Source organism: Bacillus sp. 3a (assembly GCF_017161885.1).
In the GTDB taxonomy this organism is placed as follows: Bacteria; Bacillota; Bacilli; order Bacillales; family Bacillaceae; genus Bacillus; species Bacillus safensis.
In genome coordinates this window covers 1,999,078-2,022,969 of the sequence record NZ_CP067376.1, presented here as the reverse complement: position 1 = coordinate 2,022,969, position 23,892 = coordinate 1,999,078, and the positions used below count along the sequence as shown (strand labels likewise).

At 42.7% G+C, this 23,892-nt stretch carries 24 protein-coding genes and 1 other annotated feature; of the genes, 9 read left to right on the top strand and 15 right to left on the bottom strand.

All coding sequences use genetic code 11. The features are described 5' to 3' along the window. Positions 1-32 precede the first annotated feature (32 nt). The 5 genes from JJ692_RS10265 to JJ692_RS10245 form a co-directional block, all read right to left on the bottom strand. Positions 33-179 carry a hypothetical protein gene (locus tag JJ692_RS10265; protein WP_155762198.1) on the bottom strand — a complete coding sequence of 49 codons (147 nt, stop codon included), beginning with the start codon at positions 177-179 and terminating at the stop codon, positions 33-35. Positions 180-206: 27 nt separating this feature from the next. Then, positions 207-446 (bottom strand): YqkC family protein, encoded by a 240-nt coding sequence (locus tag JJ692_RS10260; RefSeq protein ID WP_024422884.1) that lies wholly within the window; start codon positions 444-446, stop codon positions 207-209. A gap of 12 nt (positions 447-458) precedes the next feature. Next, positions 459-785: an iron-sulfur cluster biosynthesis family protein gene (locus tag JJ692_RS10255; protein WP_024428050.1), complete on the bottom strand. Its 327-nt coding sequence runs from the start codon at positions 783-785 to the stop codon at positions 459-461. 79 nt (positions 786-864) lie between these two features. Beyond that, on the bottom strand, positions 865-1,839 hold the full coding sequence (locus JJ692_RS10250) for a GNAT family N-acetyltransferase (protein ID WP_024422886.1): 975 nt from the start codon (positions 1,837-1,839) through the stop codon (positions 865-867). Further along, a complete protein-coding gene (locus tag JJ692_RS10245; RefSeq protein WP_024428048.1) occupies positions 1,836-2,315 on the bottom strand; it encodes a GNAT family N-acetyltransferase in 480 nt (159 codons plus the stop codon). Before JJ692_RS10245 ends, JJ692_RS10250 begins: the two co-directional genes overlap by 4 nt. A 279-nt stretch (positions 2,316-2,594) precedes the next feature. Here JJ692_RS10245 and JJ692_RS10240 point away from each other — a divergent pair, with 279 nt between their 5' ends. The 4 genes from JJ692_RS10240 to JJ692_RS10225 all read left to right on the top strand — a co-directional run bounded on the left by JJ692_RS10240 (position 2,595) and on the right by JJ692_RS10225 (position 6,224). Continuing rightward, complete coding sequence (locus JJ692_RS10240; protein WP_024422888.1) at positions 2,595-3,044, top strand: YfmQ family protein; 450 nt, start codon at positions 2,595-2,597, stop codon at positions 3,042-3,044. A 152-nt stretch (positions 3,045-3,196) separates the two neighbouring features. Further along, positions 3,197-4,429 carry a DNA polymerase IV gene (locus JJ692_RS10235; protein ID WP_206533709.1) on the top strand — a complete coding sequence of 411 codons (1,233 nt, stop codon included), beginning with the start codon at positions 3,197-3,199 and terminating at the stop codon, positions 4,427-4,429. A 15-nt stretch (positions 4,430-4,444) separates the two neighbouring features. After that, a complete protein-coding gene (locus JJ692_RS10230; RefSeq protein WP_206533708.1) occupies positions 4,445-4,789 on the top strand; it encodes a YolD-like family protein in 345 nt (114 codons plus the stop codon). 199 nt (positions 4,790-4,988) lie between these two features. Further along, a complete protein-coding gene (locus JJ692_RS10225) occupies positions 4,989-6,224 on the top strand; it encodes an MDR family MFS transporter (RefSeq protein ID WP_206533707.1) in 1,236 nt (411 codons plus the stop codon). A 33-nt stretch (positions 6,225-6,257) separates the two neighbouring features. Here the strand turns inward: JJ692_RS10225 and coaA are convergent, their stop codons facing one another. After that, entirely contained in the window at positions 6,258-7,217 is a 960-nt protein-coding gene (coaA, locus tag JJ692_RS10220; RefSeq protein ID WP_024428044.1) for a type I pantothenate kinase, read from the bottom strand. 190 nt (positions 7,218-7,407) lie between these two features. Here coaA and JJ692_RS10215 point away from each other — a divergent pair, with 190 nt between their 5' ends. Further along, entirely contained in the window at positions 7,408-8,736 is a 1,329-nt protein-coding gene (locus tag JJ692_RS10215; RefSeq protein ID WP_206533706.1) for a CoA-disulfide reductase, read from the top strand. Positions 8,737-8,799: 63 nt separating this feature from the next. Here the strand turns inward: JJ692_RS10215 and JJ692_RS10210 are convergent, their stop codons facing one another. Continuing rightward, positions 8,800-9,576 carry an SDR family NAD(P)-dependent oxidoreductase gene (locus tag JJ692_RS10210; protein WP_206533705.1) on the bottom strand — a complete coding sequence of 259 codons (777 nt, stop codon included), beginning with the start codon at positions 9,574-9,576 and terminating at the stop codon, positions 8,800-8,802. 12 nt (positions 9,577-9,588) lie between these two features. Continuing rightward, a complete protein-coding gene (locus JJ692_RS10205) occupies positions 9,589-10,539 on the bottom strand; it encodes an MBL fold metallo-hydrolase (RefSeq protein ID WP_025093016.1) in 951 nt (316 codons plus the stop codon). A 169-nt stretch (positions 10,540-10,708) separates the two neighbouring features. Continuing rightward, positions 10,709-10,920, top strand: a binding site (T-box leader). A 41-nt stretch (positions 10,921-10,961) separates the two neighbouring features. On the opposite strand from JJ692_RS10205, the gene proC reads away from it, so the two are divergent. Next, positions 10,962-11,789: a pyrroline-5-carboxylate reductase gene (proC, locus tag JJ692_RS10200; protein ID WP_172880472.1), complete on the top strand. Its 828-nt coding sequence runs from the start codon at positions 10,962-10,964 to the stop codon at positions 11,787-11,789. 35 nt (positions 11,790-11,824) lie between these two features. Here proC and JJ692_RS10195 read toward each other — a convergent pair whose 3' ends face one another. Further along, positions 11,825-12,304 (bottom strand): DinB family protein, encoded by a 480-nt coding sequence (locus JJ692_RS10195; protein ID WP_206533704.1) that lies wholly within the window; start codon positions 12,302-12,304, stop codon positions 11,825-11,827. 106 nt (positions 12,305-12,410) lie between these two features. Further along, on the bottom strand, positions 12,411-14,024 hold the full coding sequence (locus tag JJ692_RS10190) for a M20/M25/M40 family metallo-hydrolase (protein WP_172880468.1): 1,614 nt from the start codon (positions 14,022-14,024) through the stop codon (positions 12,411-12,413). Positions 14,025-14,164: 140 nt separating this feature from the next. On the opposite strand from JJ692_RS10190, the gene namA reads away from it, so the two are divergent. Then, the gene (gene namA / locus JJ692_RS10185; protein WP_024422898.1) at positions 14,165-15,181 is read left to right on the top strand and encodes an NADPH dehydrogenase NamA; all 1,017 of its coding nucleotides are present in this window, start codon (positions 14,165-14,167) and stop codon (positions 15,179-15,181) included. Positions 15,182-15,301: 120 nt separating this feature from the next. Continuing rightward, positions 15,302-16,066 carry an alpha/beta fold hydrolase gene (locus JJ692_RS10180; protein WP_024422899.1) on the top strand — a complete coding sequence of 255 codons (765 nt, stop codon included), beginning with the start codon at positions 15,302-15,304 and terminating at the stop codon, positions 16,064-16,066. Positions 16,067-16,112: 46 nt separating this feature from the next. Here the strand turns inward: JJ692_RS10180 and JJ692_RS10175 are convergent, their stop codons facing one another. Together JJ692_RS10175 and rnz are read right to left on the bottom strand one after the other, a co-directional pair. Beyond that, a complete protein-coding gene (locus tag JJ692_RS10175; RefSeq protein ID WP_056767262.1) occupies positions 16,113-17,420 on the bottom strand; it encodes an aspartate aminotransferase type Ic in 1,308 nt (435 codons plus the stop codon). Positions 17,421-17,558: 138 nt separating this feature from the next. Continuing rightward, positions 17,559-18,488 (bottom strand): ribonuclease Z, encoded by a 930-nt coding sequence (gene rnz / locus JJ692_RS10170; protein WP_056767266.1) that lies wholly within the window; start codon positions 18,486-18,488, stop codon positions 17,559-17,561. Positions 18,489-18,709: 221 nt separating this feature from the next. On the opposite strand from rnz, the gene zwf reads away from it, so the two are divergent. Continuing rightward, complete coding sequence (gene zwf, locus JJ692_RS10165) at positions 18,710-20,185, top strand: glucose-6-phosphate dehydrogenase (RefSeq protein WP_024428033.1); 1,476 nt, start codon at positions 18,710-18,712, stop codon at positions 20,183-20,185. 47 nt (positions 20,186-20,232) lie between these two features. On the opposite strand, the gene JJ692_RS10160 is transcribed toward zwf, so the two are convergent. The 3 genes from JJ692_RS10160 to celB all read right to left on the bottom strand — a co-directional run bounded on the left by JJ692_RS10160 (position 20,233) and on the right by celB (position 23,881). Beyond that, positions 20,233-20,955 (bottom strand): GntR family transcriptional regulator, encoded by a 723-nt coding sequence (locus JJ692_RS10160; protein ID WP_024422902.1) that lies wholly within the window; start codon positions 20,953-20,955, stop codon positions 20,233-20,235. A gap of 189 nt (positions 20,956-21,144) precedes the next feature. After that, the gene (locus JJ692_RS10155) at positions 21,145-22,551 is read right to left on the bottom strand and encodes a glycoside hydrolase family 1 protein (RefSeq protein WP_029706057.1); all 1,407 of its coding nucleotides are present in this window, start codon (positions 22,549-22,551) and stop codon (positions 21,145-21,147) included. Further along, positions 22,535-23,881, bottom strand: coding sequence for a PTS cellobiose transporter subunit IIC (gene celB, locus JJ692_RS10150; protein WP_024428031.1), 1,347 nt, complete (start codon positions 23,879-23,881; stop codon positions 22,535-22,537). The genes JJ692_RS10155 and celB overlap by 17 nt, the downstream gene beginning before the upstream one ends. Positions 23,882-23,892: the final 11 nt, after the last annotated feature.

Genomic DNA, 23,892 nt, shown 5'->3' with positions numbered 1-23,892 from the left:
TTTCGGTATCCCGCAATTAACGCTACAAATGCCTATTTTTCGGCATTTACAGCCATTATTTTTTTATTTCCAGCTTGCTCATTTTGTCGAATTGTTTGTTGAAAAACGGCTTTTTCCGTTCCCAAAAGATCATTTTCCGGATTAGACAGCCATGCGGTTTGATGAGATGATGAACGCACGAAAAAAACCCTTCCGAAAAAGGGCTTTTATAATACATCTGTTACTTGGTCCATATTCTCTTTGATCCAATTGACTGCTAATTCGAGCGTTGGAAATTCTTCTGTTTCAAATGTGACTTCATCCTGAAGAAGCCAAACGTCCTTTTTCACCGAATCCATTCCACCTATTGACCAGTGCAAAAGGCTATAGGGATGATTGTTATTTAAAAACGACACCCATGTTTTATTTTGTGCCGTATTTTGTATCACTTTTAGCTTTTGATCCACTACATTTCCACCTTACTTTACAAGTATACCCATTCTCGGGCTGAGTATTTGTTGAGGACTTTTCAACATGAGTGTGTTGGCTTTTTCGTTAAAATCAATCGTCATTTCCTCGTCAAAAAAGACCTTTTGTGCTGTGTGTATGTACAGCTTAAAGAGCTGATTATGCTTGAGTTCTTCCCATTCGCCTGTTCTTTCACCTGTGAGCCAAATCATTGGGACACCGCTTACCGCACAGCCGCACCCATCTGAATCATATCGAAGGAGCAGTTCTTTTGTTTCATGCCCTGCTTGTTGTTTTGTAAGGAACGCTGCTGCTGGTTCTGTTATATGAATATACATGCCGAACATCCTTTTTTCGTTGATTGTTACATTGTAACATATCAGTCATCAATTAAACATGTTCACGCCCTGTTAGCTCTTATGTCTGATCATTTGTCTTTAACTGGTCTGACCAATTGTACGCTTCTTGTTCAATTTCTTTAATGAGCTCATCTTTTCCTTTGATATAACTTGCCATATCTTCAGGATAGGCTTTTGCCAATTGACGCTTTTTATCTGCATAGGCTTTGGCACGATCAGGTGCAGCTTTTAAATAATCTCGGAACACCAAATGCCTTTTTACATCATCATGTCCGGCTTCATAGGCGTGAACGTGATGTGTTCGGTTCAAGCCGCCTTTTCTAAAAAAACGTCTTCCCTTGAGTCCATTTTCTCCGAGCGGTTCATATCCAAGCTGGCGAAACAGGTGGTTACACTCATCTAAGGTGCTGATATGCTTCACCTCTAGCAAGATATCAATAATTGGCTTAGCCGCCATTCCTATGACTGACGTACTGCCAATATGGTGGCCATATACCCAGTTGTCGCCGACTATCTTTTTCAGCTTGTCATGCTCATCTTGAAATTGTTTTGGCCAGCTCGATTGGTATTCAATCACTTCCACCTTTCGAAGCATCAAACGTTCCATCTTTGTTAACATCAGATTGTTTTCCACCTGCAAACGGGCCTTCTGTTTAAACCCTAGTTTTTCATAAAGCTTGATTGCTGGTGTATTTGCCTCTGCTGTTGTGAGCTCGATTGTTTTTTGATACTGGATAATGGATTGCAGGAGCGCTGTCCCGATTCCTTGATTGACATGTTGTGGGTGCACAGCTAACCGGCTGAGGATGATCCGATCATCATGCAGTTCATATGAAGCGATTCCTAACAAATGCCCCTCTTTTTCAAAGCCTATGAAAATCTCATCTGTTTCTATTATGTCTTGAACCGTTTCTTTTAAGGGCGGTAAATCTTGATAGCCAATTTGTTCTGCCTCCCGCTGATATGCAGCCAATTGGATATGTAACAGCTCTTTCGCTTGTTCTTCATTTTTTTGATCCAGTCTGATGATCATGCTTTCGCCTCCAGCTTTTTCACAAATAGCACCCGGTCTTCATGAATGCCGTCGTAATCTGAAAAAACTGAAATACCATCCACTGTTTTATCTCCCTTTTCTATCTGAAAACCGAGCTTTGTATGGTAAGCAATCGAGACTTTATTGACAGGAGCTGTAATAGCCTTAATCGTTGTTCTTCCTTCCTTTTCAGCCGCTTCATAAAACGCTTGATAGAGAATTTTGCCAATCTTCAATTTCCGGTGGTCTGGATGTACCCCAACAAAGTGAATATACGCTTCATCTGAATGCGATTGCGATAAAAAACCGACTAAAAAGCCGATCAGTTCACCTTTTTCAACAACGACAAAACTTGTTTGCTGAAAATGTTCGAAAAATAGCTTTGGCAATTTCGCTCGTAAATCTCTGCCTCCCCACCAGCTTTGAATGACGGATGTGACCGCATAAAAATCTGACGGCTTCACTTGACGTATCATGATGGCCTCGCCCCTTTTCATTTTTAGCTGTACCGCTCTTTTTTCACAAAAAATCAACTGTTTCAATAGTCTACCTGTCTGATCAATTGTTTGTAAAGGTGATGTATCAGCCTTTTTTCCTTTCAGCTTTGTTGGTTCTTCGTTCTTTCGCTGTCATCTCCTTTTAAATCTTCACACTTATTTCAAAAAGTTCACTTTTTGTGCGAAAGTTTTATTCTTTTGTTATGTTAAGATGGTTCATATAGGAAATGGAACAAACGTTTATTGGAGATGATGATATTGGTTTGGATTGTTACTTCACTTGTTGTGTTTAGTCTTTTAAAGCTGCTTGTCACTTCGCTGCCTTCGGGTGTTGTTGAACGCCTTTTTAGTCGTTATGCGGTGCATGCAAAAGTAACAAGTGATCAAACAACGATGACGTTTCAAGGACGTCCACTCGATGATCAGCAAACATCCGAAATTATTCAACATTTTAATGATGCGATCTTTATTGAACGCTATTATATTTATCCTGGTGACGAAGAGCGTTTTCTTCATCCGCAGGAAGGGCCGGCGCCGCTTACCATGCAAACAAAGCTTGGCAAGCATGATGTAACCCTTTATCTGTATCATTACGATGACCACGTGGATGTGGTGCGGCAGTTTACCCATAAGCCTAAGAAAAAACTAACGGCCTATCGTTTGCGTTCTGAGCCGCTTCAAACATCCAATAACTTAGCACATGCTTAAAATGGCTCATTTTACCCAGATGAGACGAAGTGGAGACACTTCGTCTTTTTTGTATGGATTTACACTCTTCTCTTTGAATGATTTACCAGTATCAATTTCACCTTCTGGCGGTTAAAATGTATACAGAACATATGTTCTAAGAGGTGAAAATCATGAATGAACGAGCCATTCTGCTTGTGGATATGCAGTCGTTTTATGCGTCAGTCGAAAAAGTGGAGGCTCCCCATTTGAAGGATGTGCCGCTCATCGTCTCAGGAGATCCCGAGCGGCGAAGCGGGGTCGTACTTGCGGCCTGCCCGCTCGCTAAAAAACGGGGCGTACAAAATGCATCAAGATTATGGGAAGCACAGGAGAAATGCCCTGAAGCCGTCGTCGTACGTCCACGTATGCAGCGCTACCTTGATGTCTCTGTCATGATGACAGAACTGCTTGAACAATACACGGATCTTGTCGAACCCTATTCAATTGATGAACAGTTTCTCGATATTACGGGAAGTGTGACACTTCTCGGTTCACCCCGCGAGATCGCTCAAAATATACAAACGACCATTATGAACCAGACAGGCATTTACGCACGTGTTGGCATTGGTCCTAATAAAGTGCTCGCTAAAATGGCCTGTGACCATTTTGCTAAAAAAAACAAATCTGGCATCTATGAACTTCGTGCAGACCGGGTTGCGGCTGATTTATGGCCGCTTCCGATTGGAAAATTATTTGGCGTCGGCAAACGGATGGAGCACCACTTAAAACGAATGGGCATCAGTACCATCGGGACGCTTGCTGCTTATCCGTTAGACCGGCTAAAAAAACGCTGGGGAATCAACGGGGAGCTTCTGCAGCGAACAGCTTTAGGACACGATCCCTCCCCGGTCACTCTTCACACACATGATCAGCAAAAAGCGGTTGGGCATCATATGACCCTTCCCCATGATTATGCGTCCTTTGAGGACATCAAAGTCGCCCTTCTTGAATTGAGTGAAGAAGTGGCAAGACGTGCGCGCTTTAAGCATTATGTTGGGCAAACGGTGTCTGTTGGCGTAAGAGGCGCTGATTTTTCTCATCCGACTGGATTTCATAGACAAATCAAGCTCCATTCCCCCACACAATACGGGACAGATATTGCAGACGCAGCTATTCAGCTATGTCAGCAGCACTGGGACGGCCAGCCCATTCGCAGTGTAGGTATTACTCTCTCGCAGCTGCAGCCTGACAGCCACTATCAGCTGAGTTTATTTGATCACCATTTCAAAAAAGACAGACTCAGCAAAGTATTTGATGCCATCCATATGAAGTATGGACCTGCTGCACTCTTGCACGCCTCGTCACTAACAAGCGCAGGGCAGGCGTATCACCGCGCCGAAAAAATTGGTGGACATTACAAATAACGGAGGCGAACAGCCATGAATCCCAATAAATTAACACCTGGATACAACATCATGTGGGAATCAAGCCGAATGATGCTCCCAGAGCACCGTGAACAGCTGCTTGCTCAAAAACGGAAGAAAAAAGAATACACGCCTCCTTCGCTGAGTCCTGACCAGTTAGAGGAAATGAATTTTTTGATCACACAGTCGATTACAGAGGATCAAGCGATTTGCGTGACATATGCTGCAGCAGGTATGAAACAGCAGTTTTGGGGCTGGGTGAAAACCATTCATTATGAAACGCAGCGCATAAAAATCGTCAATGATGAAGATGTTCTCCACCTGTCCTTGCAGCAAATTGTCGCGATTGATCTTGATTAAATTGTCTTTAAGTGATCGTACGAATCAGCATACTAAAAGACATAGAAGCACCGGGAGAAAAAAACAAGACTTCGAATTTGCGGGGCCATTAAAGGCTCCTCTGCCATATGACGGATGTCTCCTCCATCAAATTGTGTATTTAATTTGCACAATTTTTCATGTATGATTGGAACATCTTAACACTCAGGGGAGAAACATCATGAAAAATAACTTACGTACTTTACATCCACTTAGTTGGACGATCATCATCGGCACCATATTCGGCCGAATGGCGACGTCCATGAGCATTCCTTTTTTGGCCGTTTATTTGACACAAGTCAAAGGGGCTTCAGCTTCTTCAGCTGGGTTAATCATTGCCGTCAGCTCCCTTATTGGGATCGTGGCGAGTTTTTACGGCGGCTATGTTTCTGACCGAATCGGCAGGAAAAAGGTCATGCTTCTATCCATCTTCGGCTGGACACTTGTTTTTGTTGGCTTTGCGTTTGCAGATGCCATTTGGGTCTTCTTTCTCATGAACGCTTTAAATGGACTGTGCCGGGCACTGTTTGAACCGACGTCTAAGGCACTCTTATCCGATGTCACCCCATCAAGTATTCGGTTGTTTGTTTTTAATTTACGGTATACGGCCATTAATATCGGGGTGATCTTCGGCCCGCTGCTTGGCTTATATCTAGGATCATCGAAAACAACATTTCCATTTCTTGTCGCTGCCTTCATTTATTTGTTATATGGATTAACACTGGCCTGGCAATTTCAGAAGCATCCAGTTGCTGCTCCAGAAAGTACGAAACAAATCAGCGTCAAAAAAGCCCTTTCCATTATCCAAAAAGATACGGTCTTTAGCATCATCCTCATCGGCGTTACCTTATGTTCGTTCGGGTATTCGCATTTAAGCTCAACGCTGCCTCAATACTTATCAGCGTCACCTATGATTGAGGATGGTCCTAAACTGTTTGGATATCTTTTATCTTTAAATGCAGTGGTTGTCATTGTCGTACAATATCCGCTCATCATGATTGCGAAGCGCTACTCCACCATTTTGTCGCTGACCACCGGGAATATTCTTCTTGCCGGCAGTTTGTTTGCCATTGCTTTTTCACAAAGTCTCGGCATGCTTGCTTTCATCATTGTCGTGTTTACGATTGGGGAGGTTCTGCTGTTTGCGATGATGGATCTTTTTGTAGACAATATTGCAAAACCTGAAGTGAAGGGATCGTACTTTGGGGCGATGGGATTTTCTCAGCTCGGCAGTGTCATCGGACCATTTGTCGGCGGACTGTGCATTGACTATTTTGGCGCAGCTCATCCCCTCTCCATTTTTACGGTCTTGTCGATCATCACCATCGCAGGCGTTCCGTTCTTGCTCATTGGATATTACCGTCTAAAAAAGCGATCGGCAGCAGCCATAGCTGTTAAAGTAAGTGGAGATCATTAAAAAAACCGCTCTCTCGTTTGAGCGGTTTTTTCTTTATACCCGGCGGATGGCGATCTCTTCCACCTTGTGCTGATCCCCTTTTTTCAAAATGAGATCAGCCCGATATTTTGTCGGTAAAATATTTTGATATAAATTAGGGCGGTTCACGGTATTCCAAATGGTGCTTGCCATTTGATCTGCCTCTTCATCCGTCAAATCTTTATATTGATGAAAGAAGGATTCAGGGTCTTGGAAGGCTGTTTCTCTTAGCAAACGAAATCGTTCTTTATACCATGATTGAATTTGCGTTTCAGCGGCGTCTACATAAATCGAAAAATCAAAGAAATCTGATACAAACACACGCGGTTCATCCTTCAAATCATCCAGCGCTGGTGATTGGAGCACATTGATTCCTTCAATAATGACAATATCCGCATCCTCTACTGTTTCATACACCCCTTCAAGCCGGTCATAGGTCAGATGCGAATATACCGGGGCATGCACAGTTTGTTTACCTGATTTTAATTCATTCAAAAAAGACAGCAGGGCTTTGACATCATAGCTTTCCGGGAAGCCTTTCTTTTCCATCAGCCCTCGATCCTTTAATTCTTTTTGAGGATATAAAAAGCCATCTGTTGTCACAAGACTCACCTTCAGCCCATCTCCAAGCCTCGATAAAAGCGTTTCAATGATACGAGCCGTTGTGCTTTTTCCGACAGCTACACTTCCAGCAATTCCAATTAAAAAGGGAATTTTGGCATGATGCGGGTAGTTTAAAAAGGCATTCACATGCTGGTTTTTTTGTTTTTCTGCAAAGACATGTAATGTCAGAAAACGAATAAGCGGTATGTAAATATCTCGAACTTCTTCAAGCGATAAATAGTCATTTAACCCTTGCAGCGCTCTTGCTTCCTCTTCTGAAACAGATACCGGCATATATTCTCCAAGAGCTGCCCAGGCCTCTCTCGTATGGCGCGTGTATAGCGTATTAAAATCTAGTCGCGTGTCACTCAAAGTCTTTCCCACCAATCTTCACTAAACTCGTAACCCAAAAAGACGATAATCCGATTGTAGCTTAAAATGAAGGCGCTGTCTTTATTTTTCAGCGAAAGTTTGCTTGTTTTGCAAAAAAAAAAGCATTAAAAAAAGGAAAATGAGGGTAAATAAGAGTATTCAGTACGATAGATAGAAGGGAGCACACTAAATGAAATATGTGATGATTGGCGGAGATGCAGCTGGAATGAGCTGCGCTATGCAAATATATAGAGAGGATCCAAATGCATACATTGTTGCTTTTGAAAAAGGAGAGATTTTCTCATATGGACAGTGCGGACTCCCCTACTTGATCGGCGGTCTCATTGATGATCACAGAAAGCTGATCGCACGCAGTGCTGAAACCTTTCGTGAGAAATATGGAATTGACGCCAGATGCTTACACGAAGTGACCTCCATTGACCCAGAGCAAAAAACAGTGTCGGGTCATCATACGAAAACAAAAGAACCCTTTACAGAAAGCTACGACCGCCTCTTAATTGCGACAGGAGCAAGCCCTGTCACACTGGATTTAGACAGACAGCCATTAGAAGGCGTACACGTATTAAAAACCATCCCGCATGCGCTGTCCATTTTAGACCATTTAAAAAAGGACATCACACATGTCACGATCATTGGCGGTGGATATATCGGCCTTGAAATGGCTGAAAATTTAAAAGCGCTCGGAAAAAACGTACATATCATTCAGCGGGGAGCAGCACTCGGCCCGGGCTTTGACTCCGATATGGCAAAATACCTTAAAGAAGAGGCTGACGCCAAGGGCATTAACGTATCGCTTGGAGAAACGGTACAGCAATTAGAAGGCAAGTCACATGTCACAGCTGTTATCACAGACAAACAAACCATACAAACAGATATGGTCATCATGGCCATCGGTGTCACTCCGCAAACCTCCTTTTTACATCATACCGGAATCAAGCGTCTTCAAAATGGCGCTATTGCAGTAAATCAATACATGCAAACCAATATAAAAGACATTTATGCTGCCGGTGATTGCGCAGCAACCTATCACCGCATCAAAAAATCACTGGATTATATTCCGCTCGGCACAACTGCGAATAAACAAGGGAGAATCGCAGGATTTCATATGACAGGGACAAACCGGGCGTTTCAAGGCGTGACTGGAACAGCCGTCATGAAATTTATGGACGTGACAGCGGGACGAACAGGCTTATCAGAAAAAGAAGCAAAAGAGGCGGACATTCCTTTCTCCGTCATCACCATTGATAGTACAGATCACGCGAAGTATTACCCAGAAGCGGAGAAAATGAAAGTGAAACTGATTTACAGAAGCGATGACCATACCTTGCTTGGTGCCCAAATCATCGGCAGAAACGGTGTAGATAAACGGATCGATATCGTGGCGACTGCCCTTTACCAAGAGCTGACCATAACAGATCTTGAAGATTTAGATATTAGCTATGCACCGCCGTTTAACAGTGTATGGGACCCGCTTCAGCAAGCGGCAAGACGGATATAGAAAGTGTCACAATGAAGCCATACCTCAAAAAAAGAAACCAGTTCAACACCGGTTTCTTTTTTGTTATTTTTTCATCATCGCTTTTCGTGCTGCTTTTTCAAATAAAAATGGGAATAACTGATACAATTTGCTGCCAGCGTTCATCCAGCCAGGCAGATTAATCTCTCTCTTTTTCGTCATCATGGCAGATACGACCTTCCCTGCCACCTTGTCCGCACTCAGCATCATAAAATCAACGTTCTTCACATATTCACCGCTGCGGTCAGCGATGGTAAAGAAGTCTGTGGCAATTGGTCCTGGGTTGACCGTCGTCACGTGAATGCCTGAGTCTGCCAGCTCCATTCTGAGGCTGTTTGAAAATCCAAGAACGGCATGCTTTGATGCGGAATAAATAGCTGATTTGGGAGTCGCAATCTTTCCTGCCTGGGATGCGATATTGATAATATGTCCCTGCCCTCTTTGCTTCATCTCAGGGATGACTTTTTTCGTGCAGGCAATTAAGCCAAACACATTCACCTCAAACATCGACACCATTTCCTCTATGGAGGCATCTTCGACGAGATCGAATACGCCAAAGCCGGCATTGTTGACCAAAATATCGACCGGCCCCACTTCTTCATACGCGCGATCAATGTCCTCAAGCTGGCTGACATCAAGCTGAGCGATGTGACACACCCCGCCAGCACTCATAATTTTTTCTTTCACACTAGTAAGCTTTTCCACTCGTCTTGCTGAAATAATGACTTCTGCGCCTTCTTCTGCTGCCAAGTACGCCATTTTTTTACCAATGCCCCCAGATGCGCCAGTAATCCAAATCCTTTTTCCTGTCAATCGCCCCATGTGTCTCACTCCTTAGTTTGCTCTGTAATAGACGATTCCGTCTTTTTGCATTTCTTCAATTCGCCCAGCCTCTAAGAGCACATCCAGCTGCCCGACTGTCTCAGACATCGTTAAAAACAAGGCCTCTTCATACATCACAGGAAATAGCTTGCGGCAAAGATGAAAGGCCGTCATTTCTTTTTGTTTAAGCAGTTGATACATCGTATTTGCTCGTTTCTCTTGTTTTTTAAATCTTTCTTCAATCAATTCATGATGGGACGTGATGAGCTGACCGTGTCCTGGATAAATCGTCTTGATTGGCAGACGCAATAACCGATTGAGTGATGCTTTATATTGAAGCAGTGATTTTTGACGTTCCTCGCCCTCATACGGTGCTTCCATTAACGGATTTGAAGAAATGGTCGTCAAAAGCAGGTCGCCGCCAATAAAATTCCCCGTTCTTTCATCTAAAAAAGAGAGATGAGATTGTGCGTGTCCGGGTGTTTCCATCACAAAGAAGTGTTCATGCCCGCTTAAACGATCACCTTCTTTTATGATCTCATCTACATGTGAAGTACAAGAATATGTATAAGATTGCTTCACCATTTTTTCACACTCATTTTGCCGAAGCGGGACACCTAACTGCTGAAAAAAAGGAATCATAAAGTCCACTTGGCGCTGCTTAAACACTGGATCCTGACTAATATACGGTTCATTTAGCTGGTGTCCGATCACACGGACATGAGGTTTCATCAGATTTAACAGACCGACATGATCTGCATGATGATGGGTCAGCACCACCTGATCAATATCGTCTATCGATAAACGATGTTCCTTTAATTGCGTGACAAAAGCATGCTCTGCCTCTTCTGTCATCGGCCCGCAATCTACTAAGGTTACGGCCTCTCCTTTTAATACATATGCATACACATCCCCAACAGCAAACGGCGTCGGGATGGATAATTGAATGATGTCTTCTTTCACTTTTATACGTCATCTCCTGCTTTTTGACTCATGATTGTGGGTACTTAAGCCTTCTTACTTCATTGTATCTTGCAAAAGGCAGACTGTCATGCGGTTTAGACGGGCAATTTTTTTAACTGCCCCTATTGACATAAACTTGTCCATCGTTGCATAATGAACAACAAATATATGATGTGCGATGACAAGGATTAGTAAGCAAAATAATGATGCAAGAGAGTGAGGTCCGCCGGCTGAAAGACTTCACCATCCTCTTATTTGCTGAACCTGCCCTTTGAGCTGTTAGGCAAACCTAAACGTTTCCCGCGTTAAGGGACTAGAGCTGAGTATGCATGTTTGCATGCTAATTGAGGGTGGTACCGCGAAAAACCTTTCGTCCTTTTCAGGCGAGAGGTTTTTTTATTTTCTACAAGGAGGAGCAGCTTATGAGTAAAATTGGATTTATCGGTGCAGGCTCAATGGCAGAGTCTATGATCAAAGGTTTATTAAAAAGCGGCATGATGTCGAATGAAGATATCATTGTGACAAACAAAACGAATGAAAAACGATTAGAGGAATTACAGGCGCGTTATGGGGTCAAAACGGATTTCGCTCGGTCCTTTATTTATGAAGAAGCGGATATTCTCGTTTTTGCCTTAAAACCGAAGGATGCAGAAAGCGGAATTTCTGAAGTCCGTCCTCATTTACATGGACAGCTGATCATTTCTATTTTAGCGGGTATTTCTATTGAAACGATTCAACACTATGCTGGCGGAAAGAGTGCAGTCGTTCGTGCGATGCCAAATACATCAGCGGCGATTCAGCAGTCAGCAACTGGTATTGCCGTAAGTCATGAAGTGACAGAGGAGCAAAAGAAAAAGGCCGTCGAGCTGTTTGAAACGATCGGGCATGTCACAGTATTAGATGAATCGCAGCTAAATGCTGTGACAGCCATCGCAGGCAGCGGCCCTGCCTTCATTTATCATTTGATTGAAGGAATGGAGCGAGGTGCTTCAGAACTTGGAATGGACCAAGCAACTGCGAAATTACTCATTTGCCAAATGATTGCGGGCGCCGCTAATATGCTTCAAGACAGCGGAAAAGAGCCGGCCGAACTGCGCAAAGAAATCACAAGTGAAGGCGGAACAACAGAAGCCGGCCTGAATACACTGGCTGCCTATCAATTTGAAGAGGCAGTTGTCGATTGTGTCAAAACAGCCACTAAACGCGCAACAGAATTAAACGAAATGTTTTCAGCAAGCACGTATAAATGAATGTGAAAAGCACCTGTTTTGATCCAGGTGCTTTTTCACTGCCTCATTGACATGATGGCTTTGATTTGATCCAGATGATGTTGTTCATGTAAAGCGATGGTTTCAGCTAATACTTGGACGGTCATCACTCCTTCTTCCGGATGCAGACCTGATTGTTCCCATATATCTTTTTCTAATAGCCGAAGCGTGTTGTTTCTTCTCTCTTTCATCCGTTTGATCAATGCTTTGATCTCTTCTGCGTTATACCATTCATACGCTCTTTCTTTCACATACATTTCAGGATCATATGATTGAAAGGGCGTGTGATGATTTGATATCGCCTGCTCTATCCGCTCTGACCAGACTTCTTCTGTGTCATACAAATGCCCGGTGAGCTGCTTGATTGACCATTTCTCCTCCCCCAAAGATTGATCCAGTGTATAATCATCACAAGCCTCCACTAGCTTCTCTAGTTCACGCATACTTTCCTGAAGCGATGTGATGATGTCTGATTTTGTTAATTTCCCAGTTTCCATTTAATTTTCTCCCCCCCTTCAAATAAATGTAATTCTTCTTTAATAGCAGCTTCTATTTATTAAATAGAAGCCCTATCATCAAGATAGAGCTCTTCATTACATCTACTTATTTTTTCTCTAATAAAGCATGAATCGTTGATTCTAGCAATTCTGGCAAAATGCCAAAAGAGAACGGGACGTGCAGCCGTTCTGTCCATTTGTGCGGGTCCTTTCCTAGTGGACCTACGTTGATGACTGGAACGTAAAGGGCTTCCTTTTCTCCTTGCGGTAAAGAATAGCCTTTTTGGTAAAGCGGCATATTGGTTGTATAATGACCTACTTCCTGCTTTTCGAGCTGTAAGTAACTTAAATCAGACAATCCCGGGAAATATTTCACTTCCTCTACTTCAAGTCCATATACCTCTTTTGCCTCTTTTTGAACCTTCTTGAATGTCGTCTGAATATGCGGATCTTCTGTTGAGGACACAGAAGGGTAAAATGGCGGACTATAAAATAGCACAATCAGCGGCCCTTCTTCCTTACATAGCGTCGTCAGCTCCGAGACAATTTTCGTTGAAAAATCACGATCTCCAAGTTCACCTCGGTTGGCGAATGCATAATTGACAATGCGCTCGACTTCCTGTTCACCAGAGCGTTCTGCGGCTTTTTGATACAGCTCGTGATACGTAAGAACCGTCACCTGAGTGTCAATTGGAGTAAAGTGTTTAAAGCGCTGAAAGTCAGCTGTTTTTTGCTGAAGATTGGCCTCGATTTGGTCTGCTGCTTGTTTCGCAGTTTCATAGAGAAGTCCGTGCAGTTCTTCACTTGAACGTTTCATCATGAGCACATTAAATAAAGATACGGCTGTGTGAGGTGTTTGAACGGAATAGGCTTCTTTCAAGTCCTTTTGCATTAAGTTCGTTGGAGGCGGTGTTACTTCACCATCTACTTCCTCACAATAATCACTATTGAGCTCTAACAGCCTGTTTAGTTCAGATACCATAAAATTCGCATTTAAGCCTGAGAAAGGCTCTCCTACATGTGTTTCAATCCCTTTACAGAAAAATCCGGCTAATACCTTTCCTATACTGCCTGTATACATATAATGATGTTCATCCCCTGGATACTTTTCAAACATCGGCTCACTGTTTAAACACGCGCTATAGTCAAGATCATGTTTTTCTTTAAGCTCTTTTAATTTCGGCACAGCCTCAAGCATTCCTTGTGAATTGACTTCCTCATCAGGAACTGTGACGAGCAGGATATTTCCATCAAATGTTTCTGTCATCGCTCTTTCCAGCATAGAAAGCTGTACGGTGAGACCTGCTTTCATATCCATGGCCCCTCTTCCAAACAACCAGTCGCCTGAAGCAAGGTCCTCTCTTGCCCTCTTTGGAAGAAGCTCACTTTTTTGCGAAAAGGAAGCCATTAACTCTTCAGGCTTGCATGCCATGTTTTGAAATTCGCCGTAATCTTCTGTATCGACTACATCAAAGTGACTAAGAAGCAGCACGGTACGCCGCAGCGTACTACGCTTCACAAGTGCCGTTAAATAATACCGGCCATCTTTCATCGGATGCAAAGCCAAATGATGAGGGTTCTGCTCAAAATAAGGCCGCTCCCTTAGCAAATAATATAAATATTCCGCTAACGCGACTTCTCCTGTTGTACCTGATATGCTTTCATACTGCATAAGAGCTGTCAGGAGCTCCCTTAGTTCACTCTCTGTTTGCCATTTCATCCGTTCTCCCCCTTTGATGTCTCTATCTCTCCATTATACAAAAACGTGTATAAAAGCTATATTCTTTGAGCACCTTTTATGACGAAAGTTTGAATGGCTGTTATAATCGGCTATACAATTCCATGAGGAGGCGAAGGTATTTGGAAACAAAACTCTTTTCACCTTGGACATTAAAAGGTGTTACACTGAAAAACCGCATCGTGATGTCCCCGATGTGTATGTATTCATCCTATGACCGTGATGGGAAATTACAGCCTTTCCACTTCACACATTATATTTCCCGTGCACAAGGTCAGGCTGGTCTCATCATGGTGGAAGCAAGTGCTGTATCTCCTGAGGGAAGAATTAGTGATCAAGACCTCGGTATTTGGAGCGATGAGCACATCGAAGGATTCGCTTCATTAAACGAACAAATCAAAGCATACGGAACGAAGACAGCCATCCAGCTAGCCCATGCAGGACGTAAGGCTGAACTTGATGGAGACATTCTTGCACCATCAAGCATCCCATTTGATGAAACATCTAAAACCCCTGTCGAGATGTCTGTTGATCAAATCAAAGATACCGTTCAGGCGTTTCAGGATGCAGCTGTACGGGCAAAAAAAGCGGGTTTTGACATCATTGAAATTCATGGTGCACATGGCTATTTGATCAATGAATTTCTTTCACCGCTGGCGAACCACCGAACAGACGATTATGGCGGTTCACCAGAGAACCGTTATCGTTTCTTAAGAGAAGTCGTAGACGCAGTCAACGCCGTATGGGACGGACCTTTATTTGTCCGTGTGTCGGCTTCTGATTACACGACAAAAGGACTTGATATTGCAGATTATATTGGGATTGCCACTTGGCTCAAAGAGCAAGGTGTCGACTTAATTGATGTCAGCTCAGGTGCTGTCGTACAGGCGAAAATCAACACATTCCCCGGCTACCAAGTAACATTTGCAGAGAAAATAAAAGAAGGAGCCGGCATTCAAACAGCAGCTGTCGGTCTGATTGTATCTGGTGTACAGGCAGAGGAGATTTTACAAAATCAGCGTGCGGATTTGATCTTTATTGGCAGAGAATTTTTACGGGATCCATACTTCCCGAAAACAGCTGCTCAAGAGCTCCGTACATCCATCGAAAGCCCGCGTCAATATGATCGCGCTTGGTAAAAGCTCTTAGGAAAAAAGGTGTCTATTTTTCGAAATAGGCATCTTTTTTGTTTTTAAGAGAAACATATCTGCCTTTTGTGCCGTCTTTTAGCTAAAGAACCACTTAGAGGAGATGGAAGAATGAATTCGGCAATGATTGAAAAAATGTATCATATAGATGGACACCACTTTTATACAAAACATCGTCAAGGCAAAAGGCAAGCCACGATTATCTTTGAAGCAGGCTACGGCATTTCTAGTGATACGTGGTCGAATATGGCACGTGATATTGACCCAGAACTTGGGGTTTTCTTATACGACCGTTTAGGAAATGGAAAGAGCAGTGAGAGCGGTGAAGGAAGAACCTTGCATGACCTCGCTGATGATTTAGATGCACTGCTGAAAGAAGCCAATATTCAGCCGCCATTTCTTATTGTCGCTCACTCATTTGGCTCTCTTGTCAGCCGGTTATGGGCAAGCCGCAGAGGAGATGATGTCATTGGTATGGTGCTGTTAGACCCGGCAAGTGAGGAGCAAGAGCAGGTGATCCTGCCGCTTTTATCAAAGGAAGAACGCACTTCATATATGGCGCAGTTTACAGCAGAATGTACGCATGAGGACTTTCAGCAAATGCTAAGCACAATCAAAGAGGAGCAAACCCATTATGGAATGATGCCGCTTCTTGTCATTTCATCAGGTAAGAGCCGATTGTTTCACCCAGCTCATGAAGCTTGGCTCAGACTTCATAAACGCATGCTGTCTTTGTCATCCCAAAGCGGATGGATTCAGGCGCAAAACAGCTCGCACTATATTCATCATGATGAACCGCATATTGTACAGCTTGCTATCTATGATGTATGGTGCGCAGCCAAACAACCTGTCTCCTATTATCAAACTGCTAATTAAAATAAAAAACTCCTTGACCCGTTATGAGTCAAGGAGTTTCTTTTATTTATGCCGTTGGAGCAGATTGACTTTTTTCTGAAAGCAGCTTTTCAATACTGACAAGCTGAACACATAATGTAAAGATGTCAATCGCTTGCTCTAGTTCTTCAAGAGCCGGGAATGTTGGTGCAATGCGAATGTTACGATCAAGCGGATCTTTTCCATATGGGTATGTTGCACCTGCACCTGTCATTGTGACACCTGCTTCTTTTGCTTTTTGCACAACAGCTTTTGCACAATGATCAAGTGTATTTAAACTAATGAAATATCCGCCATTTGGCTTGTGCCATTCAGCGATATCTTTTCCGCCAAGTTTTTCGTCAAGAATGGAAAGAACGAGGTCAAATTTTGGCTTAATGATCGCTGCATGCTTTTTCATATGTTCCTTCAAACCTTCTGGATTTTGGAAGAAACGAAGATGTCTTAGTTGATTAATTTTGTCTGGTCCGATCGTTTGAATCGATAATTGCTTTTGAGTGAAGCTTACATTGTCAGGGCTAGACGCCATCAGTGCAACACCTGAGCCTGGGAATGTAATTTTAGACGTAGACGCAAACATAAACACACGGTTCGGGTATCCTGCCTCTTCAATTGCTTGAAAAATATCTTTTAACGTATCAGGTGTATCCGTTAGATGGTGGACTGCATATGCATCATCCCAAAAAATGCGGAAGTCGTCTGCTTTTGTTTTCATTGAAGCTAGGCGGTCAACGACTTCATCTGAATACGTAATACCGTCTGGATTGCTATATTTAGGTACACACCAAATGCCTTTAATCGCTTCATCTTCTGCGACCAATTTTTCTACCTGATCCATATCAGGTCCATCAGCCTTCATATCGACCGTGATCATCTCTATGTTAAATAGCTCACAAATGGCAAAATGACGATCATACCCTGGGCTTGGTGCAAGGAATTTTACCTTTGGCAGCTCTCCCCAAGGTGTTTTGCTGTCACATACGCCGTGAGTCATCGCACGTGCAATGGTATCATGCATCATATTCAGGCTTGAGTTACCGCCGATGATGATTTGTTCTGGCTTTAAATTGAGTACTTCTGCAAAAAATTTCTTCGTTTCAGGAAGGCCTGTCAAGCCGCCATAGTTTCGCACATCTGTGCCATCTTCAGCTGTCATTGCATCCTTTGATGTCACAACATCGAGCATGCCCATAGACAAATCGAGCTGTTTTGGTGAAGGCTTCCCTCTAGACATGTCTAAGTGCAAGTTTTTACTTTTGTAAGTTTCATACTCATTTTGTAGTGCCACATATAAGTCATTCAATTCTGCTTCACTTAATGCTGTAAAACCGCTCATCTTTGATTGTGCCTCCCGTATTCTTCATAGTTTGATTCGTCATTTGTTTTTCTTCACCATTTTACCACTACCTGAAAAAGAGCGTCATCATAAATATCAAAAAAATCACACAACTTTTTTTGACGATTCATCCAATTTTTACAGGGTGCGTTCAATGGGGAAAGAAGAGAAATCATGTGCAGCTTCTGTCAGCGGGAATATATCGCGGGCTTCTTTCAACAGTTGTTTCAGTGCCTCTTCTCCTTGGTAACGTGCACTTATATGGGTCAAAATGAGCCTTTTTGCGCCTGCTTCCTCTGCTGTTTTCGCTGCTTGTTCTGTTGTACTGTGATAATAATTGTAGGCTAAATCTGCATCTTCTTTACCGAATGTTGCTTCATGGACTAACACATCCGCATTTTTGGCAAGCCTTGTTATATTCTCGCACAAACGGGTATCTCCTGAAAATGCAACGATTCTCCCTTTTTTAGGGGGTTCCAAATAATCGGTTCCATCAATGGTTCTTCCATCTTCGAGTGTCACGGTTTCCCCATTTTTCAACTTCTGATACAAAGGTCCAGGTTTTACACCGATTTCTTTTAGGTCTTCGGCTTTTAATGAACCAGGCATATCTTTTTCCACAACCCGATAGCCGTAAGCTGGAATCCCGTGAGAGACTCTTCTTGCTTCTACTTGAAAGGTATCGTCTTCAAACACGACCCCTTCATCTATTTCTATGATATGCAGCGGATATGTCAAATGCGTTTGCGAGGCTGAAAGTGCTGCGTTCACAAAGGCCTTAATGCCCTTTGGTCCATAGATCGTCAATTCATCCTCCCCGCCTTGAAAGGATCTGCTGCCAAGGAGTCCCGGAAGGCCATATACATGATCACCGTGCATATGTGTGATAAATATTTTCTCGATCTTTCTCGGTTTAATCGTTGTATGTAAGATTTGGTGCTGCGTTGCTTCTCCGCAATCAAAAAGCCACACTGCATTTCTTTCTTCTAAAAGCTTTAGCGCTGTGCAAGTGACGTTTCTTGTTTTTGCAGGAATGCCTGCACCTGTTCCTAAAAAGAGCAGTTCCATTACTTTTCCTCCTAAAGCCGGTATACAATATCTTCATTCATATAGAATACATGAAGACAAGGTAAATGTGAATTCAGCGGAATTTTTGAAAAAAGTGAAACGAGAGCAGAAAAAGTCGAATCAAATGTTTGCTTTACGAACAATGAAGCTTTAAAATAAAGAAAATGTACATACATTCTCGGTTTTTACAACAATGCTACGAATAAAGTGAGGTACTTCTCGTGAATACAGAAACTAACAACCCTAAAGCAGTCATTGTCATTTTTGGCGCAACAGGAGACCTTGCCAAACGCAAGCTCTACCCTTCTATACATAGACTTTATCATAGCGGAAAGCTAGGTGATCAATTCGCTGTTGTCGGAGTTGGACGCCGTCCATGGTCTCATGAGGACCTCAGAGCTGTGGTAAAGGAATCTGTTTCTTCTGATGATGCAGAAGCGAAAACAGAAGAATTCATTTCACATTTCTATTATCACGATTTTGACGTATCAAGCCCTGCTTCCTATCAATCGCTTAACACGCTTCTAACAGGTCTTGAAGATACGTACAGTATTCCAAATAACCGCATGTTCTATTTAGCTATGGCACCGGAATTCTTCGGAACGATTGCGAAGTTCCTAAAGAGTGAGGGCGTATCAGAAACAACCGGCTGGTCACGACTTGTCATTGAAAAGCCATTTGGGCATGATCTGCCAAGTGCCAAAACATTAAATGAAGAAATTCGTGATGCATTCACAGAAGATCAAATTTATCGTATTGACCACTACCTTGGTAAACAAATGGTTCAAAACATTGAGGTCATCCGCTTTGCGAATGCTATCTTTGAACCGCTTTGGACAAACCGCTATATCTCAAACATTCAAATTACATCCAGTGAATCCTTAGGGGTTGAAGACCGGGCTCGATATTACGAAAATTCTGGTGCACTAAGAGATATGGTCCAAAACCATATGCTTCAAATGGTTGCCCTTTTAGCAATGGAGCCGCCAATTAAACTCAATACAGAGGAAATCCGCAGCGAAAAACGGAAAGTATTGCGCGCTCTTCGTCCTTTTTCTAAAGATGAGGTCGATCAATTCTTTGTCCGCGGACAGTATGATACTGGTACGATTGATGGCAGCGAGGTTCCTTCTTATCTGAAAGAGCAAAATGTTGACCCGAACTCAAACACAGAAACATTTGTGGCAGGGAAACTGCTGATTGATAACTTTAGATGGGCCGGGGTGCCATTTTACATTCGGACAGGAAAACGGTTAGAAAAGAAATCTACTCAAATCGTAGTTCAATTTAAAGACATTCCAATGAACCTATACTATGGAAACGGAAATGCCATGCATCCAAACTTACTCGTCATTCATATTCAGCCAGATGAAGGCATCACCCTTCACCTGAATGCTCGCAAGCTCGATGGCGGCACGTATGCGAAACCGATTAAGCTTGACTACCAAACAAACTATAACGACATCATGAATACACCAGAAGCATATGAAAAGCTGATTCATGACTGCTTGCTAGGCGATGCAACAAACTTTGCTCACTGGGACGAGGTGGCACTTTCTTGGAACTTCGTTGATCCGATTTCTGAGAAATGGGCAGAAAGCAAAACATTAAAACCAAACTATCCTGCTGGTTCTATGGGACCGAAAGAAGCTGATGAGCTTCTAGAAAAAGATGGATACCATTGGTGGAATATATAAAATCAAATGAAAAAAGAGCAGTCTCCCTTTGGGGTTCTGCTCTTTTTTTAACGTCCTGTTTTCGTGATTTCAACCGTTGAAAAGTCAAATTTATCATAGCGATGATGGCTAAATGAGTATTCAAACGGCTGCCCTGCGTTTAAATAAGCAACCTGCTCGACTTCAAGCACAGGATCTGTTGGGTCACACCCTAAATACTGCTGATCCAGCTGATCTGATTTAGCCGCCCTAATTTTCTTGTGCGCACCTGCTATTTTTAAATGAAGCTGATTTGAAATGTAGCCATAGATAGAACCCAGTAGAACTTCTTCATCTATGCCCTTAATGAGATTGACAGGCATAAACGTTTTTTCTAATACGTAAGGCTCTTCATCCACAAGACGGAGCCGGATGATATCATAAACAGGTGTGGTTGAGTCAATAGATAGATGGGCTGCCACCTCTTCGCTTGGAAAATGGACATCAAAATGAATGATTTGAGTCGTGACGTTTTTATCCGCCATGACCTTTGTGAACCCTTTATTTTCATGGCCTGATACATTGATTGCTCCTTGATTGAGCGCTGCCTTTACAATAAATGTACCGTGGCCTCTTTTTCTAAAGAGCAGACCTTCTGCAACGAGAAGATCAAGCGCACGTTTCATTGTCATTCTGCTGCATTGAAATTCGGCGGCAAGCGAGTTTTCATCTGGAATGGGTTGATCTTCTGGATAATAGGCTGTTCCTATTCGTTTTCTGATTTCTTCTGAAATGAGTTCGTACTTCTTCATCTCACACCACCAACTGACTTGTTTTTTCATAGCGCTTTATTCTAGAAGGAAATATGGCGTTTTTTAGCCTTCCTCTCATTTTACACTAAGGGATGTGAGCTTAAAAGGTGCCAGCCATTTTTGTTTCATCCACTTACCGTCACATAAGAAAAATACTTGCTCTTTTCAAGGAAAGAGCAAGTATTTTGATTAAAAACCGTTATTCTTTGAAACGGATTGAAACCAGTATCCGCTTTTCTTAATCGTTCGTTTCCCGTCTTTTTGAAGATCAACTGAGACAAATCCATAACGATTTTTATATGCATTCGACCAGGACCAGTTGTCCATAAAGGTCCATAGATGATAGCCTTTCACATTGCTTCCTTCTTGAATGGCTTGATGCACCCATTTGAGATGCTCAGAAATAAAGTCAATGCGGTAATCGTCATGAATCATTCCTTCTTCATCCTTAAACCGCTCTTCTCCTTCGACGCCCATTCCATTTTCAGAAATAAAGCATTCAATATTATCATAGTCTGTTTGAACTTTTTTCAATATGTCGTAAATGCCCTTTTCATAGATTTCCCAGCCTCGGTACACATTCATTTTTCTTCCCGGCATCTCAAAAGAATCAAAATAATGGTTCGGCATAAATGGTGCTTGAGGATGCGGCATATGCTCTTTCGCTTTCACTCTTCTTGGCTGATAATAGTTGATGCCAAGAAGATCAATCGTATTCTCTCGAATGAGCTCAAGGTCCCCTTCTTCCATACTTGGCATAAAGCCTTCTTTCTTTAAGACTTCTACTAGCTTTTCCGGGAAATGCCCCTTCACCGCAGGATCTAAGAAGGAACGGTTAAAGAAAGCATCGGCCATCTCTGCTGCTTCTACATCGCGCGGATGCTGGCTTCGCGGGTACGAAGGAGTCAGGTTTAGGATGATGCCAATCTTACCGCCTTGCTGCAGCTTTTTATAAGCCGCAATCGCCTTCGCATTTGATAAAAGTTCATGAAAACCGACCTGTACAGCCTTTTGGAAATCAACTTCGTTTGGATAATGAAAGCTATACATATATCCGCCTTCTACAGGAACAATCGGTTCGTTATGGGTAAACCATTTTTTCACCCGGTCGCCAAATAATTGGAAGCATAATGTTGCATAGCTCACATAGTCGTCAACCACCTGTCTGTTCACCCAGCCGCCTTTCTCCTGCAGTGCCATTGGCATATCGAAATGGTATAGGTTCACAAATGGCTCGATATCATGTGCAATCAGTTCATTGATCACATCATTATAAAAAGACACCGCTTCTTCATTCACAGCACCTGTTCCTTCTGGTAAAAGGCGTGACCATGAAATCGACAGCCGAAATGAATTGTGGCCAATTTCTTTCATGAGACGGATATCCTCTTTATATTTTCGATAAAATTGAGATGTCACGTCTGGTCCTACGCCATCAAAAAAACGAGTTGGCTCTTGTTCAAACCAATGATCCCAAATGTTCGGTCCCTTTCCATCGCCAGGGACGCTGCCTTCTGTTTGCGTCGCAGAAGCAGAAGATCCCCACCAGAAACCTTCTGGAAATGTATATGATTGCTTATTAGTTTCCATCGACATGTATTGAGTCTCCTTCACCTTTGATGTTTGCTGCCTTCGTTTTTTCTGTTGTCGTTATTTTTTCATTTTTCACATTCATACGGTCAATAAATTTCAGGAACGGGAACCAAATGACAAACACAATCATCAGGTTAAACAACTGAAGCAGTCCGCCCGCTAGTGAATTTGTTGCCATCATTCCGCTAATAAAGATCGGCACTGTCCATGGGATATTCACGCCTGTCGGCGGCGGTACAATCCCTGATGCCATCGCAAAATAAGTAATACATGTAATGACCATTGGCGCCAAAATCCACGGAATGAGAATAAGCGGATTCATGACAATCGGTAAACCGAAGATAATCGGTTCATTGACGTTAAATAATCCTGGTCCTAAGCCAAGCTTGGCTACTTGTTTTAATTGCTTACTTTTCAGGAAAATTAAAATCGTAAACACAACAGCAAGCGTCATACCGGTTCCACCCATTCCAACCGTATAGATTTCAATAAACTGCTTGCTGATGATATTAGGAACCTCACCTGTTTTTGTGTAGCTCTCTAGGTTTTGAATGGACAATGTATTCCAAATCGGATCCATGACAGAGTTGATAATAATTTGGCCATGAAGCCCAAAGAACCAAAGAATTTGTATAAAGAAAACAGCGATCAACGTCGGAATAATACCGCTTCCAAGACCGACAAGCGGCGCCTGAATGGCATGATAAATCAAATCATGCATATTTGTTTTGAAGCCTTGTGTAATGATGATATTAATGAGCAAAAAGGTTGTAAGTGTCAAAGTAGCCGGGATCAGTGCAGCAAAAGACTTGGAAACAGCTGGCGGAACCCCTTGCGGCATATTGATCACAAATTTCTTTTGGACAAAATAACGATAAATTTCAGCAGACAAAAAGCCTGTGATCATTCCTAGGAACATCCCCTTTGCACCTAAACGATCAACTGGGATAACGCCTGCAATCGTTGCACCGCCTTCTTGTTCTAGTAAAAACGGAGTTAGAAGCAAGAAAGAGGCTAAAGCAATCACGCCGCCAAAGACAGCTTCTACATCATAGCTTTTTGATAAATAGTAGCCAATCCCAAATACAACAAACACACTCATAATGCTGATGGTCGCACTTGGTGCGATATTCAGTGCAGACTGGACGCCCTCCAGTACGGTTTTACTCATGATTCTATCTAAAAATGGCAAATTCATCAGCACAACCATAATGGAACCAAAGATGGTGAGCGGGAACGCAAGCATAAAGGCATCACGTAATACGCCTAAATATCGGTTGTTGTTCAATCTCCCAGCAATCGGAACCAAAATGGCACTTATTTTATCAAACATTGGTTTCCCCC